11 protein-coding genes are annotated in these 15,019 nt (G+C 66.6%); all 11 read left to right on the forward strand.

What is annotated here, in order from left to right; genetic code table 11:
- Nucleotides 1-175 precede the first annotated feature (175 nt).
- The 11 genes from TK49_RS19395 to TK49_RS19445 all read left to right on the forward strand — a co-directional run bounded on the left by TK49_RS19395 (nt 176) and on the right by TK49_RS19445 (nt 14,929).
- Complete coding sequence (locus tag TK49_RS19395; protein ID WP_045219187.1) at nt 176-2,539, forward strand: bifunctional salicylyl-CoA 5-hydroxylase/oxidoreductase; 2,364 nt, start codon at nt 176-178, stop codon at nt 2,537-2,539.
- 1 nt (nt 2,540) lies between these two features.
- Nucleotides 2,541-3,323, forward strand: coding sequence for an SDR family NAD(P)-dependent oxidoreductase (locus TK49_RS19400; RefSeq protein WP_045219188.1), 783 nt, complete (start codon nt 2,541-2,543; stop codon nt 3,321-3,323).
- Nucleotides 3,320-3,904, forward strand: coding sequence for a MarR family winged helix-turn-helix transcriptional regulator (locus TK49_RS19405; RefSeq protein ID WP_045219190.1), 585 nt, complete (start codon nt 3,320-3,322; stop codon nt 3,902-3,904). The genes TK49_RS19400 and TK49_RS19405 overlap by 4 nt, the downstream gene beginning before the upstream one ends.
- A 17-nt stretch (nt 3,905-3,921) precedes the next feature.
- Nucleotides 3,922-4,782: an enoyl-CoA hydratase family protein gene (locus TK49_RS19410; RefSeq protein ID WP_045219192.1), complete on the forward strand. Its 861-nt coding sequence runs from the start codon at nt 3,922-3,924 to the stop codon at nt 4,780-4,782.
- A gap of 1 nt (nt 4,783) precedes the next feature.
- Nucleotides 4,784-5,968: an acyl-CoA dehydrogenase family protein gene (locus TK49_RS19415; protein WP_045219194.1), complete on the forward strand. Its 1,185-nt coding sequence runs from the start codon at nt 4,784-4,786 to the stop codon at nt 5,966-5,968.
- Nucleotides 5,969-5,995: 27 nt separating this feature from the next.
- A complete protein-coding gene (locus TK49_RS19420; protein WP_045219196.1) occupies nt 5,996-7,612 on the forward strand; it encodes an AMP-binding protein in 1,617 nt (538 codons plus the stop codon).
- Entirely contained in the window at nt 7,609-8,037 is a 429-nt protein-coding gene (locus TK49_RS19425; protein ID WP_045219198.1) for an acyl-CoA thioesterase, read from the forward strand. The genes TK49_RS19420 and TK49_RS19425 overlap by 4 nt, the downstream gene beginning before the upstream one ends.
- A gap of 14 nt (nt 8,038-8,051) precedes the next feature.
- Nucleotides 8,052-8,444 carry a RidA family protein gene (locus tag TK49_RS19430; RefSeq protein WP_045219199.1) on the forward strand — a complete coding sequence of 131 codons (393 nt, stop codon included), beginning with the start codon at nt 8,052-8,054 and terminating at the stop codon, nt 8,442-8,444.
- Between the two features lie 617 nt (nt 8,445-9,061).
- Complete coding sequence (locus TK49_RS19435) at nt 9,062-10,357, forward strand: ISL3 family transposase (RefSeq protein ID WP_045218767.1); 1,296 nt, start codon at nt 9,062-9,064, stop codon at nt 10,355-10,357.
- 99 nt (nt 10,358-10,456) lie between these two features.
- Nucleotides 10,457-12,097 (forward strand): methyl-accepting chemotaxis protein, encoded by a 1,641-nt coding sequence (locus TK49_RS19440; protein WP_045220366.1) that lies wholly within the window; start codon nt 10,457-10,459, stop codon nt 12,095-12,097.
- Between the two features lie 264 nt (nt 12,098-12,361).
- Nucleotides 12,362-14,929, forward strand: coding sequence for a 2-oxoglutarate dehydrogenase E1 component (locus TK49_RS19445; RefSeq protein ID WP_045219201.1), 2,568 nt, complete (start codon nt 12,362-12,364; stop codon nt 14,927-14,929).
- Nucleotides 14,930-15,019: the final 90 nt, after the last annotated feature.

Below are 15,019 nucleotides of genomic sequence, written 5' to 3' on the forward strand. Positions count from 1 at the left end.
TCGAACTGGTATGTGACGAGCACACTCTAGAAAGCCAAACTTAAGCCAGTATTAAGAACGACGTGCCGCATCGCGCATGTGCCGCTGCATCGCCTGCCTTCGGACATTCCCTGAAATTACTTTACAACTAAACTATTCATGACTAAGGTACCACCGCATTGAACGCGGAGCCGTCATGAAGATCGTCTGTATTGGTGGTGGGCCGGCTGGCCTCTACTTCGCCCTGCTCATGAAGCTGCAGGATCCGTCACACGACATCACCGTGGTCGAGCGCAACCGGCCGTATGACACCTTCGGCTGGGGCGTGGTGTTCTCTGACCAGACGCTGGGCAACCTGCAGCGCGCCGACGCCAAGAGCGCCGCGCAGATCCTCGATGCCTTCAACCACTGGGACGACATTGAAGTCCACATCCGCGGCCAGGTGGTGCGTTCGGGCGGCCACGGCTTCTGCGGCATCGGGCGCAAGCGCCTGCTGAACATCCTGCAGGCGCGCTGCGAGGAAGAGGGCGTCAGGCTGGTCTTTGAAACCGACGTGCAAGATGACACCGCGTACGCCGATGCCGACCTCATCATCGCAAGCGACGGCCTGAACAGCCGCATCCGCACCAAGTACGCCGCCACGTATCAACCCGATATCGACACGCGCCGCTGCCGCTTTGTGTGGCTGGGCACGCACAAACTGTTCGAGGCGTTCACGTTTGCATTCGAAGAGACCGAACACGGCTGGTTTCAGGCGCATGCCTACCGCTTCGATGACAACACCTCCACCTTCATCGTGGAGACGCCCGAAGAGGTCTGGCGCAAGGTCGGGCTCGACACGATGGAGAAGGAAGAGGCCATCGCCTTCTGCGAGCGCCTGTTCGCCAGGCACCTCGACGGCAACCCGCTGATCTCCAACGCGGCGCACCTGCGCGGTTCGGCACAGTGGATCCGGTTTCCGCGCGTGGTGTGCCGGCACTGGGTGCATGCCAATGCCAATGGCACGCCGGTGGTGCTGATGGGCGACGCGGCGCACACGGCACACTTCTCGATCGGCTCGGGCACCAAGCTGGCGCTGGAAGATGCGATCGAACTCGCACGCAGCATCGGCGAGCACCCGGGCGACCTTCGCGGCGCGCTGGAACACTACGAAGCCGTGCGCAGCGTGGAAGTGCTGCGTATCCAGAACGCGGCGCGCAACTCGACCGAGTGGTTCGAGAACGTCGCCCGCTATGCGAGCCTGCCGACCCAGCAGTTTGCGTATTCGCTGCTCACGCGCAGCCAGCGCATCAGCCACGAAAACCTGCGCCAGCGCGACAAGCGCTATCTCGAACAGTTTGAAGACTGGATTGCCGAGCAGGCAGGTGTCCGGCGCGGGCCGCAGCACGGCCCGGTGCCGCCGATGTTCACGCCGTTCACCGTGCGGGGTGTCACGCTCAAGAACCGCGTGGTGGTGTCGCCCATGGCGCAGTACTCGTGTGTCGACGGCCAGCCGGCGGACTACCACCTTGTGCATCTCGGCGCGCGTGCGATGGGCGGTGCTGGCCTCGTCATGGCCGAGATGACATGCGTGTCGCCCGATGCACGCATCACGCCGGGCTGCCCGGGCCTGTGGAACACGGCGCAGCGCGACGGCTGGGCGCGCATCGTCGAGTTCGTGCACGCCAACACCGACGCGAAGCTCGGCATCCAGCTGGGCCACGCCGGCGCCAAAGGCTCGACCCGTGTGGCGTGGGAGGGCATCGATCTGCCGCTGGACGAAGGGCAGAACTGGCCGCTCATCTCGGCATCGCCGCAGCAGTACCTGGACGGCGTGAGCCAGTGGTCGCGCGCCATGACGCGCGACGACATGGACCGCGTGCGTGATGATTTCGTCCGTTCGGCGCGGCTGGCGGCGCAGGCGGGTTTCGACTGGCTCGAGCTGCACTGCGCACACGGCTATCTGCTGTCGTCGTTTATCTCCCCGCTGACGAACCAGCGCAATGACGAATACGGCGGTTCACTGGAGAACCGGCTGCGCTTCCCGCTGGAAGTGTTCCACGCGGTGCGCGAGGTGTGGCCGAAGAACAAGCCGATGTCGGTGCGCATCTCGGCGCACGACTGGGTGGAGGGCGGCATCACGCCGGACGATGCGGTGGAAATTGCGCGCGTCTTCAAGGCCGCAGGCGTGGACATGATCGATTGCTCGTCCGGCCAGGTCAGCAAGAAAGAGCAGCCCGTATACGGCCGCATGTTCCAGACGCCGTTTGCCGACCGCGTTCGCAACGAGGCCGGCATCGCCACCATCGCGGTGGGTGCCATCTCCGAGGCAGACCACGTCAACAGCATCATCGCGGCGGGCCGTGCCGACCTGTGCGCCGTGGCGCGCCCGCACCTGGCCAACCCGGCCTGGACGCTGAACGAAGCCGCGCGCATCGGCTACCTCGACATGCCGTGGCCCAAGCAATACCGCGCAGGCAAGCTGCAACTGGAGCGCAACCTGGAGCGCGAACGCGCGATGGCGGCGCAGGCGGCGGGGCTGTCGCCGCTGGAGCAGGCCAACCGCATGCAGGGGGTTTGAGATGGCGACACCTGCAATGCTCAGCGGGCACCACGCCGTTGTTACCGGCGCGGGGCGCGGAATCGGCGCGGCGATTGCCGCGCAACTCGCGGCGCATGGCGCCACGCTCACGCTGATGGGCCGCAACGCCGATGTGCTGCACGCCACCGCCAAGACGTTGCCCGACAGCGCCCGCGCGCAAGTCGTGACGTGCGACGTGACCGACGAGGCGAATGTGTCAGCCGCATTCGAATCCGCGCGCGCGGGGCTCGGCCCCATCTCCATTCTTGTCAACAACGCGGGCCAGGCGGAGAGCGCACCGTTTGCCAAGACCACGCTCGATCAATGGCAGCGCATGCTGGCCGTCAACCTGACGGGCACGTTCCTGTGCACGCAGGCGGCGCTGGCCGATGTGCAAGCCTCGGGCCGCGGCCGCATTGTCAACATTGCCAGCACGGCGGGGCAACGCGGTTATCCGTATGTGTCGGCGTATGTGGCGGCCAAGCATGGGGTGATCGGGCTCACGCGCGCGCTGGCGCTGGAGCTTGCGGCGCGCGGCGTCACCGTCAACGCAGTCTGCCCCGGCTATACGGAAACCGACATCGTGCGTGAGAGCATCGATCGCATCGTCGCCCGCACCGGCCGCAGCGCGGAACAAGCGCGGGCCGAGCTGGTGAAGGGCAACCCGCAGGGTCGGCTGATCGCGCCCGACGAAGTGGCGAACGCCGTGGTGTGGCTGTGCTCCGAAGGCGCGTCGTCAATCACGGGGCAGGCCATCTCGGTATCCGGCGGGGAGGTGATGTGAGCACCGAACGCACCCGGCGCAAAACCGCACTCGCCACGCGCGCCTCAGGCCACCACGCCGTTGTGCATGCGCTGGGCGATGAACGTATCGGCCTGGAAGCCCGCGCGCATGTGGACGACCACATAGACGTCAAGATCTGGCTGCGCCTCCTGGCGTGCAGCACGCAGATCGAACAGCAGATCCGCCAGCGCCTGCGCACGCGCTTCAACACCACGCTGCCGCGCTTCGACTATCTGGCGCAACTCGATCGCCATCCGGACGGGCTGCGCATGAACGTGCTGTCGCGCTACCTGATGGTGACCGGCGGCAACGTCACCGGCCTGACCGACCAGCTGGAGAAGGAAGGGCTTGTCAAACGCGAGGCGGATCCGGATGATCGCCGGTCCTTTCGCGTGCTGCTGACGGATGCCGGCCGCCGCCACTTTGCCGAGATGGCCGCCGAACACGAACGCTGGCTGATCGAAATGTTCGACGGCCTTGGCATGGCCAACAAAGACGCGCTCTATGCGCAGCTCGGCCACCTGCGTGTCCACCTCGCGCAGCGCGAGCAAGAGCTGGACGCCCGCGAAGATCAACCTTGAACGAACCCGACCCAACCATGACCGACCCGAATCACCATGTGGACCCGGCCCTGCTGGCCGGCAACCGCCGACCGCTGGCGGGCTATCAAGCCAAGCATTTCTTGTGGAGCGTGGAAGGCGGCGTTGCCACCATCACGCTCAACCGGCCCGAGCGCAAGAACCCGCTCACGTTCGATTCGTATGCCGAGCTGCGTGACCTGTTTCATCAGCTCAAATGGGCGGATGACGTCAAGGCCATCGTGCTGGCCGGCGCGGGCGACAACTTCTGCTCCGGCGGCGATGTCCACGAGATCATCGGGCCGCTGGTGCAACTGAAGGCGCCCGAGTTGCTGATGTTCACGCGCATGACGGGCGAGCTGGTGAAGACGATGCGCGCGTGCCCGCAGCCCATCGTCGCTGCAGTTGACGGCGTTTGCGCCGGCGCGGGCGCCATCCTGGCGATGTCTTCCGACCTGCGCCTGGGCACGGCGCGCAGCAGGACGGCGTTCCTCTTCAACCGCGTTGGCCTGGCCGGCTGCGACATGGGCGCCTGCGCGATCCTGCCGCGCATCATCGGGCAGGGCCGCGCGAGCGAACTGCTCTACACCGGCCGCTCGATGAGCGGCGAAGAGGGCGAGCGCTGGGGCTTCTTCAACCGCCTGTGCGAACCTGCCGAAGTGCTGAGCCAAGCGCAAGCCCTGGCTGCCGACCTGGCCGCCGGCCCGACCTTCGCCAACGGCATCACCAAGACGATGCTGCACCAGGAATGGACGATGACGATCGAGCAGGCCATCGAGGCTGAGGCGCAGGCGCAGGCCATCTGCATGCTGACCGAAGACTTCTCGCGTGCGTACCACGCCTTTGTCGCCAAGCAGAAACCGGTGTTCGAGGGGAACTGAGATGAGCGACAAAGACTATCTGCAATGGCCCTTCTTTGACGACAAACACCGCCAGCTCGAAGCTGAACTCGACGCCTGGGCCACGAAGCACATTCCGCACGACCACGGCCCCGATGTGGATGCCGAGTGCCGCGCGCTGGTCAAGTCGCTCGGCCAGGCCGGCTGGCTGCGCCACGCCGTGGGCGGCACCGCGCAAGGCGGTGCCGCCGAGACCATCGACACGCGCGCCATCTGCCTGATCCGCGAGACGCTGGCGCGCCATTCCGGGCTGGCCGATTTTGCCTTTGCGATGCAGGGGCTGGGGTCGGGTGCCATTTCGTTGCACGGCACGCCGGAGCAGCGTGAACGCTATCTGACAAAGGTCGCGCGCGGCGAGGCCATCGCTGCATTTGCATTGTCCGAACCGGAGGCCGGCTCCGATGTGGCCGCCATGGCCTGCGCCGCGCGTGAAGACGGCACCCACTATGTGCTCGACGGCGAGAAGACGTGGATTTCCAACGGCGGCATCGCAGATTTCTACGTCGTGTTTGCCCGCACCGGTGAGGCGCCGGGCTCGCGCGGCATCAGCGCGTTCATCGTCGACGCCGGTACGCCGGGCTTTGAGATTGCGGAGCGCATCGACGTGATCGCGCCGCATCCGCTCGCCCGCCTGCGCTTTACCAACTGCCGCATTCCGGCCAGCCAGCGCGTGGGCGCGGCAGGCGAGGGCTTCAAGGTGGCGATGCGAACGCTCGATGTGTTCCGCACGTCGGTGGCGGCAGCCGCGCTGGGTTTTGCGCGCCGCGCGCTGGACGAAGCGCTGGCGCGCGCCACCACCCGCAAGATGTTCAGCGGCGTGCTGGCCGATTTCCAGCTCACGCAGGCCAAGCTTGCGCAGATGGCCACCGCCATCGACAGCGCCGCGCTGTTGACGTACCGCGCCGCATGGCAGCGCGACCAGGGCCGCAACGTGACGCGCGAGGCTGCCATGGCGAAGTTGACTGCTACCGAGAACGCGCAGCAGGTGATCGACGCCGCCGTGCAGATGTGGGGCGGCCTGGGCGTGGTGAGCGAGCAGCCGGTCGAGCGCCTGTACCGCGAGATCCGGGCGCTGCGCATCTACGAAGGCGCGACCGAAGTTCAGCAACTCATCATCGCGCGCGAGCTTCTGCGTACCGCCACCCCTTCCCAGCCCGCAGCGCACTGACACGTTTATCGAGACGGAGAGCTCGCCATGCCCAGCGCCCATATCGACACCTTCGCCCGCGATCGCCTGCCTCCGGTGGAGCTGCAGCCGGTGTATCGCTTCGACCTGCCGGCATTGCAGTTTCCGGCGCAGCTGAACTGCGCGACGGAGCTGCTGGACCGTCGTGTGGCGGCGGGGGAGGGCGATCGCCTGTGCATCCAGGCGCCGGGCATCCGCTGGACGTATGCAGACCTGCAGGAGCACGCCAACCGCATCGCGAACGTGCTGGTGCACGAGATGGGCGTTGTGCCGGGCAACCGCGTACTGCTGCGCTCGCCCAACAGCCCGATGCTGGCCGCGTGCTGGTTTGCGGTGATGAAGGTGGGCGCGATTGCCGTCACCACCATGCCGCTGCTGCGCGCCAAGGAGCTGGGGCAGATCATCGGCAAAGGCGAGATCGGCTTTGCGCTCTGCGATGCGCGCCTGATTGACGAGCTCAATGACGCCGTTGCGCAGGCCGCCAAGCCGGTCCAGGTGATGCGCTTTCACGATGACACGCCCGAGGGACTGGAAGCGGCCATGGCACGCCAGCCGGCCACGTTCGTCAACGTCGATACGGCGGCGGACGACACGTGCCTGCTCGCCTTCACGTCCGGCACCACCGGCGTGCCCAAGGCGACGATGCACTTTCACCGCGACATCATGGCCATCTGCGCGTGCTGGCCGCCCCATGTGCTCAAGCCGCGGGCCGATGACATCTTCATCGGCAGCCCGCCGATGGCGTTTACGTTTGGCCTTGGCGGCCTGCTGCTGTTTCCGATGAGCGTGGGGGCATCGACGGTGCTGCTGGAGAAGGCGTCGCCGAACGATCTCGTGGACGGCATCCGCACATTCGGCGCGACGGTGCTGTTCACCGCGCCCACCACGTACCGCAACATCGCAGCGCGCGGAGACGAGTTGCGCGCCACGCCGCTGCGCCGCTGTGTGTCGGCGGGCGAAGCGCTGCCGGTGGCCACGCGCACACTGTGGAAGAACGCCACCGGCATCGAGCTGATCGACGGCATCGGCGCGACGGAGATGCTGCACATCTTCATCTCCGCCGCCGATGCCGACGTGCGCCCGGGCGCCACCGGCAAGGCCGTTCCCGGCTATGTCGCCCGCGTGGTGGATGACGCAGGCAACCCCGTGCCGCCCGGCACCGTCGGCCGGCTGGCCGTCCAGGGCCCGACCGGTTGCCGCTACCTGGCCGATGATCGCCAGCGCGCCTACGTGCGCAACGGCTGGAACCTCACGGGCGATGCCTACGTGATGGATGAGGAAGGCTACTTCCACTACCACTCGCGCACCGATGACATGATCATCTCGTCGGGTTACAACATCGCCGCGCCCGAGGTGGAAGACGCGCTGATGCAGCATCCGGCCGTGGCCGAGTGCGGCGTGATCGGCGTGCCCGATGAAGAGCGCGGCCAGATCGTCAAGGCCTTCGTGGTGCTGCATCCCGGCCACGCGCCCGGTCCGGAAATGGTGAAGGCGCTGCAGGATTTCGTGAAACAGACGGTGGCGCCGTACAAGTACCCGCGCGCCATCGAGTTCTGCGCGAGCCTGCCGCGCAGTGAAGTCGGCAAGCTGCTGCGCTATCGCCTGCGGGAGCACAACGCGGCATGAGCTACCACTTCGAGCGCGCCACGCGCATCCGCTTCGCCCACTGCGACCCGGCGGGCATCGTCTACTTTCCGCAGTACCTGGTGCTGTTCAACGGCCTGGTCGAAGACTGGTTCACCGATGGGCTGGGCATTTCGTATGCGCAGATGCTCGGCCCGCGCCGCATCGGCCTGCCCATCGTCAAGCTGCACTGCGAGTTCAGCGCCATCAGCCGCATGGGCGACGACGTGCAGTTCAAGCTGAAGGTGGAGCGGCTCGGCAATGCGTCGCTCACGCTGGGCCTCGATTGCTGGGCCGGCGACGAACAGCGCGTGCGCTCGCAGCAGGTGCTGGTATTTACCGATCTCAATACGCATCGCGCGATTGCCGTGCCGCCGGATGTGCGGCAGGCGATCGAGGCAAGCGTCCCACACTGGAACATCGAATAAGAAGGAATCGCATCATGCAAGTGCTTCTCCCCCCCGGCTGGCCGCGCCCGAAAGGCTATGCAAACGGCGTCTCTGCGCGCGGGCGCATGATCTTCGTGGCCGGCATGATCGGCTGGGATGCGCAAGGTGTCTTCCATACCGATGACCTCGCCGGCCAGGTGCGCCAGGCGCTGCAGAACATTGTCGAGGTGCTGGCCGAAGGTGGCGCCAAGCCCGAGCACATCGTGCGCATGACGTGGTATGTGACCGACAAGCAGGCCTACGTTGAGGCGTATCCGGAAATCGGCAAGGCATTCCGTGAGCTGATCGGAAGCTTCAGCATTGCGATGACGGCGGTGGAGGTGTCGGCGCTGGTGGAAGACCGAGCCAAAGTCGAGATTGAGGTGACGGCGGTGGTGCCGGACTGAGCGCAGAAGCTCGGCATACACAAGGCTTCGTACCTGAGAAAGAAGCCTGTATCGGACAGCGGTTCGAGCGCTGAGGAGGGCCGGCTGCCGGCCGGCCGCATGCACCGTGATGACGTGCGGCGGTCACACTGAAATGGCCCTCTAATATGAGAATTAAAATAATTTCACGACGAAAAAATCGCGGCCGGCGAAATGCTGAATCCCAGATTTGGTGCGTTTTCATGCACGTGAATTCGGCCCGATGCACGCTGTTCTCATCGTATTGATTCCATTTCGTGCATGAGGTGCGCGCGATACGACGCGTGCGCCAAAAACGAGTCCCATGGCCGCATCTGGCCGCTGCTCAAGATTTGTCCTGCCATGCCGACAAGTCCGGTCGAAGGGGGCCGGAGAAACAGATCGGTAAATGGCGACCGCATTTTCTTGCGCGGAATTCTTCTGCCTTCCTGCATGCACCTGAGTGCATCGCCGAATGGCCGGCAAGGTCCTTCGTCATTTCGTGTGGAACACAACACTCACAATGACTCCTGGTCGTCGAGCCCGGTGGGCATGTGTGCAGGCCGCTGGTCGGCCTGTGCACATGTCCACCGGGCGGGTTTGAGCAGGAGGATGAGTCCATGGGCATTGCCGTAGAAGCTCTGTTCACCAGCGCGCTGGGCTTGCAGCCGCCGTGGGTCGTCGATGACGTCAGGCTCGACACCGCCAAGCGGCGTATCGACTTCGAGATCGGCTGCCACACCAGCAGGATCGCCTGCCCGGCATGCGGTGCGGCCACGCAACCGGTGCACGACCGGCTGCGCCGATCCTGGCGGCACCTGGACTTCTTCCAGTTCGAGGCCTGGCTGCACTGCGACGTGCCGCGCGTGGCCTGCGGTGCCTGCGGCAAGACCACGCAGGTGGCCGTGCCCTGGGCGCGTCCGGGCTCGGGCTTCACCGCGGCGTTCGAAGCGCTGGCGCTGACCTTGTGCCTGGACCTGCCGGTGCGCCAGGCCGCCGAGTTGCTGCGCTGCAAGGACAAGCGGCTGTGGCGGCGCATCGAGTTCTACGTCGAGCAGGCGCGTGCGCTGGAAGACTTCTCCGGCGTGCGCACGGTGGGCATCGACGAGACCAGCCTGCGGCGCGGGCAGCACTACATCACCGTCGTGCACGACCTGGATCGCAAGCGGCTGCTGTTCGCCACCGAGGGGCGCGAGCACCGCACGGTGGTGGAGTTCGCCGAGGATCTGAAGGCCCATGGCGGCGATCCCGCCCAGGTGCGGCACGTGTGCATGGACATGAGCGCGGCCTACGCCAAGGGCGTGGCGCTGGCGCTGCCCGAGGCGCAGATCAGCTACGACCGCTTTCACGTCGTCTCGATGGCCATCGAGGCGATGGACCAGGTGCGCCGCGCGGAGATGGCCACCGACGCGCAGGCGGTGCGAGCCGCGCTGGGCACTGGCCAGCGTAAGACGCTCAGGCAGCTGCTGTGGGGCATGCGGCGCAACCCCAGCAGCTGGAGCGCCCGCCAGATCCAGGCGATGCACTGGCTGCAGCGCTCGACGCTCAAAAGCGCGCGGGCGTGGCGGCTGAAGATGGCGCTGCGCGAGGTGTACGCGCGGGCCACAGCGCACAACAGCATCGAACAGGCCGCATCCGACCTCAGGGCCTGGCTGAGCTGGGCGCGGCGCTGTCGGCTCGAGCCGTTCAAGAAGCTGGCCGCCACGCTCAAGGAGCGGTTCGACGCGGTGGTGCGCGGCATGGTCGATCACCGCAGCAACGCCTTCGTCGAGGCGATGAACGGGCTGCTGCAGCAGGCCAAGCGCGCCGCGCGCGGCTTCAGGACGAGCCAGAACTTCATCGCCATCGCCTACCTGCGCATGTCCAAGCTCAAGCACCTGCCGGCCAGCCCGTTCGCGCCGGCGATGCCCCAGTGACAGTGTTGCTTTCCACACGAAACGACATGGAGCCGCCGGCAATGGTATTGCCCGGCCATGACGTCTCTCTCTTGAAGCGCTGAAACAGGAATGAAGCAAATGAGAATCTCGGATATGAAGATCGGCGTACGGCTAGGTGCGGCGTTCGCGCTCGTCGTGCTGCTGCTGATCGGGACCGCGACGGTCGGCATACAGCATCTGGACGACAACAACACGAAGATGAGCCGGATCGTCAGCGAGCGCTATTCGCTGATCGCGCTGAGCAACCAGATCAAGAACAACGGCTACAAGGCCAACGGCATTCTCAGCAACCTGTTGCTGGCCACTTCGCCTGAACAGAAGGCGAAGTACATGAACGACTACGCGGCCATCCGGCAGGCCAACGGGCAGGCGTACGGGCGGCTCGAGAAGCTGCTCAAGACCGACCAGGGAAAGGCACTGTTCAAGGAGCAGTTCGATGCGCGCTCGGCGTATGGCGCGAGCGTGCGCAAGTTCTTCGAGCTCGTCGATGCCAACAGGCCGGAAGACGCGCGCGTGCTCTACCAGGGCGAGATGAGCCGCCTGCAGGACCAGTACTACGTGCTGGTCGACAAGATGGTCGACCACCAGGCCGCCGAGATGGAACGCGACGTGGGCGAAGCGGCCGAGCAGGGGGCCAGCGCGAAGATCCAGATGATCGTGCTGAGCGTGGTGGCGGCGCTGCTGGCCATTGCCACCGGCGGCTTCATCACGCGCACGATCACGCGACCGATCAATCGCGCCGTGCAGCTGGCCGAAGCGGTGGCGCAGGGCAACCTGACGCATCACCTGGAGGTCGACACGCGCGACGAGATCGGCCGCCTGCTCGGTGCGCTCAAGCACATGACGGAAAACCTGCACCGCATTGTCGGGCGCGTGCGCGACGGCACCGACACCATTACCCGGGCGTCGCGCGAGGTGGCCAGCGGCAACCTCGACCTGTCCAGCCGCACCGAGCAGCAGGCGAGCTCCCTGGAGGAGACCGCGGCCGCGATGGAGCAGCTCACGTCCACCGTCAAGCAAAACGCCGACAACGCACAGGAAGCCAGCCGCCTGGCGTCGAATGCGTCGCAGGTCGCCACCAAGGGCGGTGACGCAGTGGGGGATGCGATCGAGACCATGAGCACGATCAACGCGTCGTCGCGCAAGATCGTCGACATCATCGGCGTGATCGACAGCATTGCCTTCCAGACCAACATCCTTGCGCTGAACGCCGCCGTGGAAGCCGCGCGCGCCGGCGAGCAGGGTCGCGGGTTTGCGGTCGTGGCCGGCGAGGTGCGCAGCCTCGCGCAGCGCAGCGCGGCTGCCGCCAAGGAGATCAAGGGGCTCATCGAGGATTCCGTCAGCCACGTCGGCGCCGGTACCGCCAAGGTCGAAGAGGCCGGCCAGATCATCCGCGACGTGGTGGCCGGCATCCAGAATGTGACGAACATCGTCTCGGAGATCAGCGCTTCGAGCCGCGAGCAGAGCCAGGGCATCGAGCAGATCAACGAGGCCATCACCCAGATGGACAAGGTCACGCAGGAAAACGCCGCGCTGGTCGAGCAAAGCGCCGCGGCGGCCCAGGCCCTGCAGGACCAGGCCGATCAGCTGGCTCACATGGTCAGCGCGTTCCGGCTTCATGGCGATCTGTCGGATCGCACGCATGCCGTGCATGGCGGGGCCGCGGCCACGTTGCCCGCAGCGGCTGCGGCCTGGGGCGAGGTCCAGACGCTTTCGTAATCTGTCGTTGCAGTGCCGTCGTTGCAGTGATGTTGCTGTCAGCAGTCCAACGGAGGAGGCACGGGCCGTCGCCAGGCGGCTCGTAGAACAAGGAATCGACGTTGCGCCCGGGCGGTTGCCCGGTCTGGCGTTTCGAGCGGTCCCCGCCGTCTGCCGACCACGTGCCTGCTGACCGACCGCTGTGCCGGCTGGAGGGTTGCGCGCGGGAGCATGGCGTGCCGGTGGTGGGGGCAAACCACGGTGTCTCTTTTCTCGTGAACAACCATGTCTTCACACTCTCCGCAACTTGTCGAAGTGGGGCCGGGCCCCACGCTTGCCCCGGTGGCTGCCGCCACCGCTGTCGGCGGCCTGATCGACGCATACCGCGAGCTCGGCTATCGCCGCGCGCGTCTCGATCCGCTTGCGCGCGTGCCGTTGCCCGACGTGCCCGAACTGCGTCCGGCGTTCCATGGCCTGGACCCGGCACAGCGCCGCGAACCGGATGGCACCGCCCTGCCGACAGCGACCACCGTGCAGGAGCTCGAGTGGCAGCTCAGGCGCGTGTATTGCGGATCGATCGGTCTCGATTGCAGCGGTGTGCGCAAGCGCCAGCGCCGTGCGTGGCTTCATGCCCGCATGGAAACCGAACTGCTTGCCCCGCCGCCGGCGCCCGAGCACAAGCGCTGGCTGCTGGGCCGGCTGCTGGCCGCTGAAATGTGGGAGCGGCTGGCTGGCAGCACGTTCGCGCACGCCAAGCGGTTCTCGCTGGAGGGCTGCGAGAGCCTGGTGCCGCTGCTCGACACGCTCATCGAAGAGGCCGGCAACTGCGGCGTACGCCAGATCTTTCTCGGCCTGCCGCACCGTGGGCGCCTGAACGCGCTGGTCAACGTGATGGGGGTGGATGCGCGCGGCATGCTCGAGCGGCTCGATCCGGATTCCGACGTCGCCATCGCGCAGCGCGACCTGCCGTATCACCTCGGGGGCGCGGCCCGGCGCACCGTTGCCGGCGGTGAAGTGTCTCTGGTGCTGGCGCCCAATCCGTCGCATCTGCAAAGTGTGTATCCGGTCGTCTGCGGCATGGCCCGCGCGTACGTGGACGAACACCCCGATACACCGTGCGTGCCGATCATGGCGCACGGCGACGCGGCGTTCGCTGGGCAGGGCGTCGTCATGGAAACGCTGAACCTGACCCGCCGCAGCGGCTATACCGCTGGCGGCGTCGTGCACGTGATCGTCAACAACCAGATCGGCTTCACCACGCCCAACGCGATGGACGTGCGCGCGAACGACTACTGCACTGACGTCACCCGCATGGTCGATGCGCCGGTCCTTCACGTCAATGCGGACGATCCGGAAGCCGTCGTGCGCGCAGCACGGATCGCCATCGCATACCGCATGGAGCACGGTGCCGACATCGTCATCGACCTGATCGGCTACCGGCGCCTGGGCCATTCCGAGCACGACACGCCCGCCCTCACGCAGCCCGCATTGCATGCGGCCATTGCGGCGCATCCCACGGTCACCGAGCAGTATCACCCGGCCAGCGCGGCATCGACGCGCCTGGCCGACCTGCGCGAGCACGCGCTGCGGACGCTGGTGGCGGGGCATGCCGCAGCGGTGTCCGCCGCGGATGCGGTAGCTGGCCCCGCGTGCACGCGGCGACCGCTTCAGCCGCTGTCGTTGCGGCGCCTGCAGGCGCTCACGCAAACGTTGACCACACCGCCCGACGGTGTCCTGCTGCACGACGTGGTGCGCGGTCTGTGCGAGCGCTGGCGTACGGCGGTGTCGGACGGCGAGCAAGCGGCCGACTGGTGCATGGCCGAAAACCTGGCCTATGCCACCTTGCTCGAAGACGGCCACAGCGTACGGCTGTCCGGCATGGATGTGGGCCGCGGGACGTTCATGCACCGCCATGCGGTATGGCACTCGCAAGCGACGCAGCCTGCCGAGCGCAGTCCGTACGTCCCGCTGCAGCACCTGGCGCCACACCAAGGTGGGTTTGACGTCGTCAACTCGCCGCTGTCGGAAGAGGCTGCGCTCGGCTTCGAGTACGGCTATAGCGTGCAGACCCGTACGCGGCTCACGCTCTGGGAGGCGCAGTTCGGCGATTTCGTCAACGGCGCACAGGTCTTCATCGACCAGTACATCGCATCGGGCGAGTACAAATGGGGTTGCCGGTCTGCGCTCGCGATGCTGCTGCCGCACGGTCATGAAGGCGTCGGCCCCGAGCATTCGAGCGGGTTCCTGGGCCGCTTCCTGCAACTGTGCGCGGACGGCAACCTGCGCGTCGTCATGCCGTCGACCTCCGGCCAGTGGTTCCACCTGCTGCGCGAGCAGGCCGCGCTGACCGAGCCCAAGCCGTTGATCGTCATGTCGCCCAAGGCGGAGCTGCTGGGTCATGCACGTTCGCATGCGCGCGTGCGCGACCTTGTCGAGGGCGCGTTCATGCCGGTCTTGCCCGACACCGCAACGCGCGATCCGGACGCCGTCACGCGGGCCGTGCTGTGCAGCGGCAAGTTCTTCTATGAACTGCTCGCACAGCGCGAGCGGGAGGGGCGCGCCGATGTCGCGCTGATCCGCGTGGAGCAGCTGTATCCGTTCCCCCAGCACGCGCTCAAGGCCGCGCTGGAGCGATTCCCGAACCTGGCGGAAATCGTCTGGGCGCAGGAGGAAGACGCCAACCAGGGGGCATGGCGCTCCGTGCGCGACGCACTGGAGGGGTCAGTACCGAAGCGCAGTCGCCTCGCCGCGGTGTGCCGTCGGGCTACGCCGTCGGGGGCGCATGCGTCGGTGCGTGCGCATCAGGCCGAGCAGCGCCGTCTGGTTGCGGCGGCGTTCGCGGCGCTGTCTTGATCGGCGCGGCGTGGGCACGCCGGGCTGCGGGTACCGTATTCGAGTGGAAACGTTACCCGCCGCTCGGACGTGCGCGAGGGCGTTGCCCGT

It is taken from the genome of Ralstonia mannitolilytica (assembly GCF_000954135.1).
In the GTDB taxonomy this organism is placed as follows: domain Bacteria; phylum Pseudomonadota; class Gammaproteobacteria; order Burkholderiales; family Burkholderiaceae; genus Ralstonia; species Ralstonia mannitolilytica.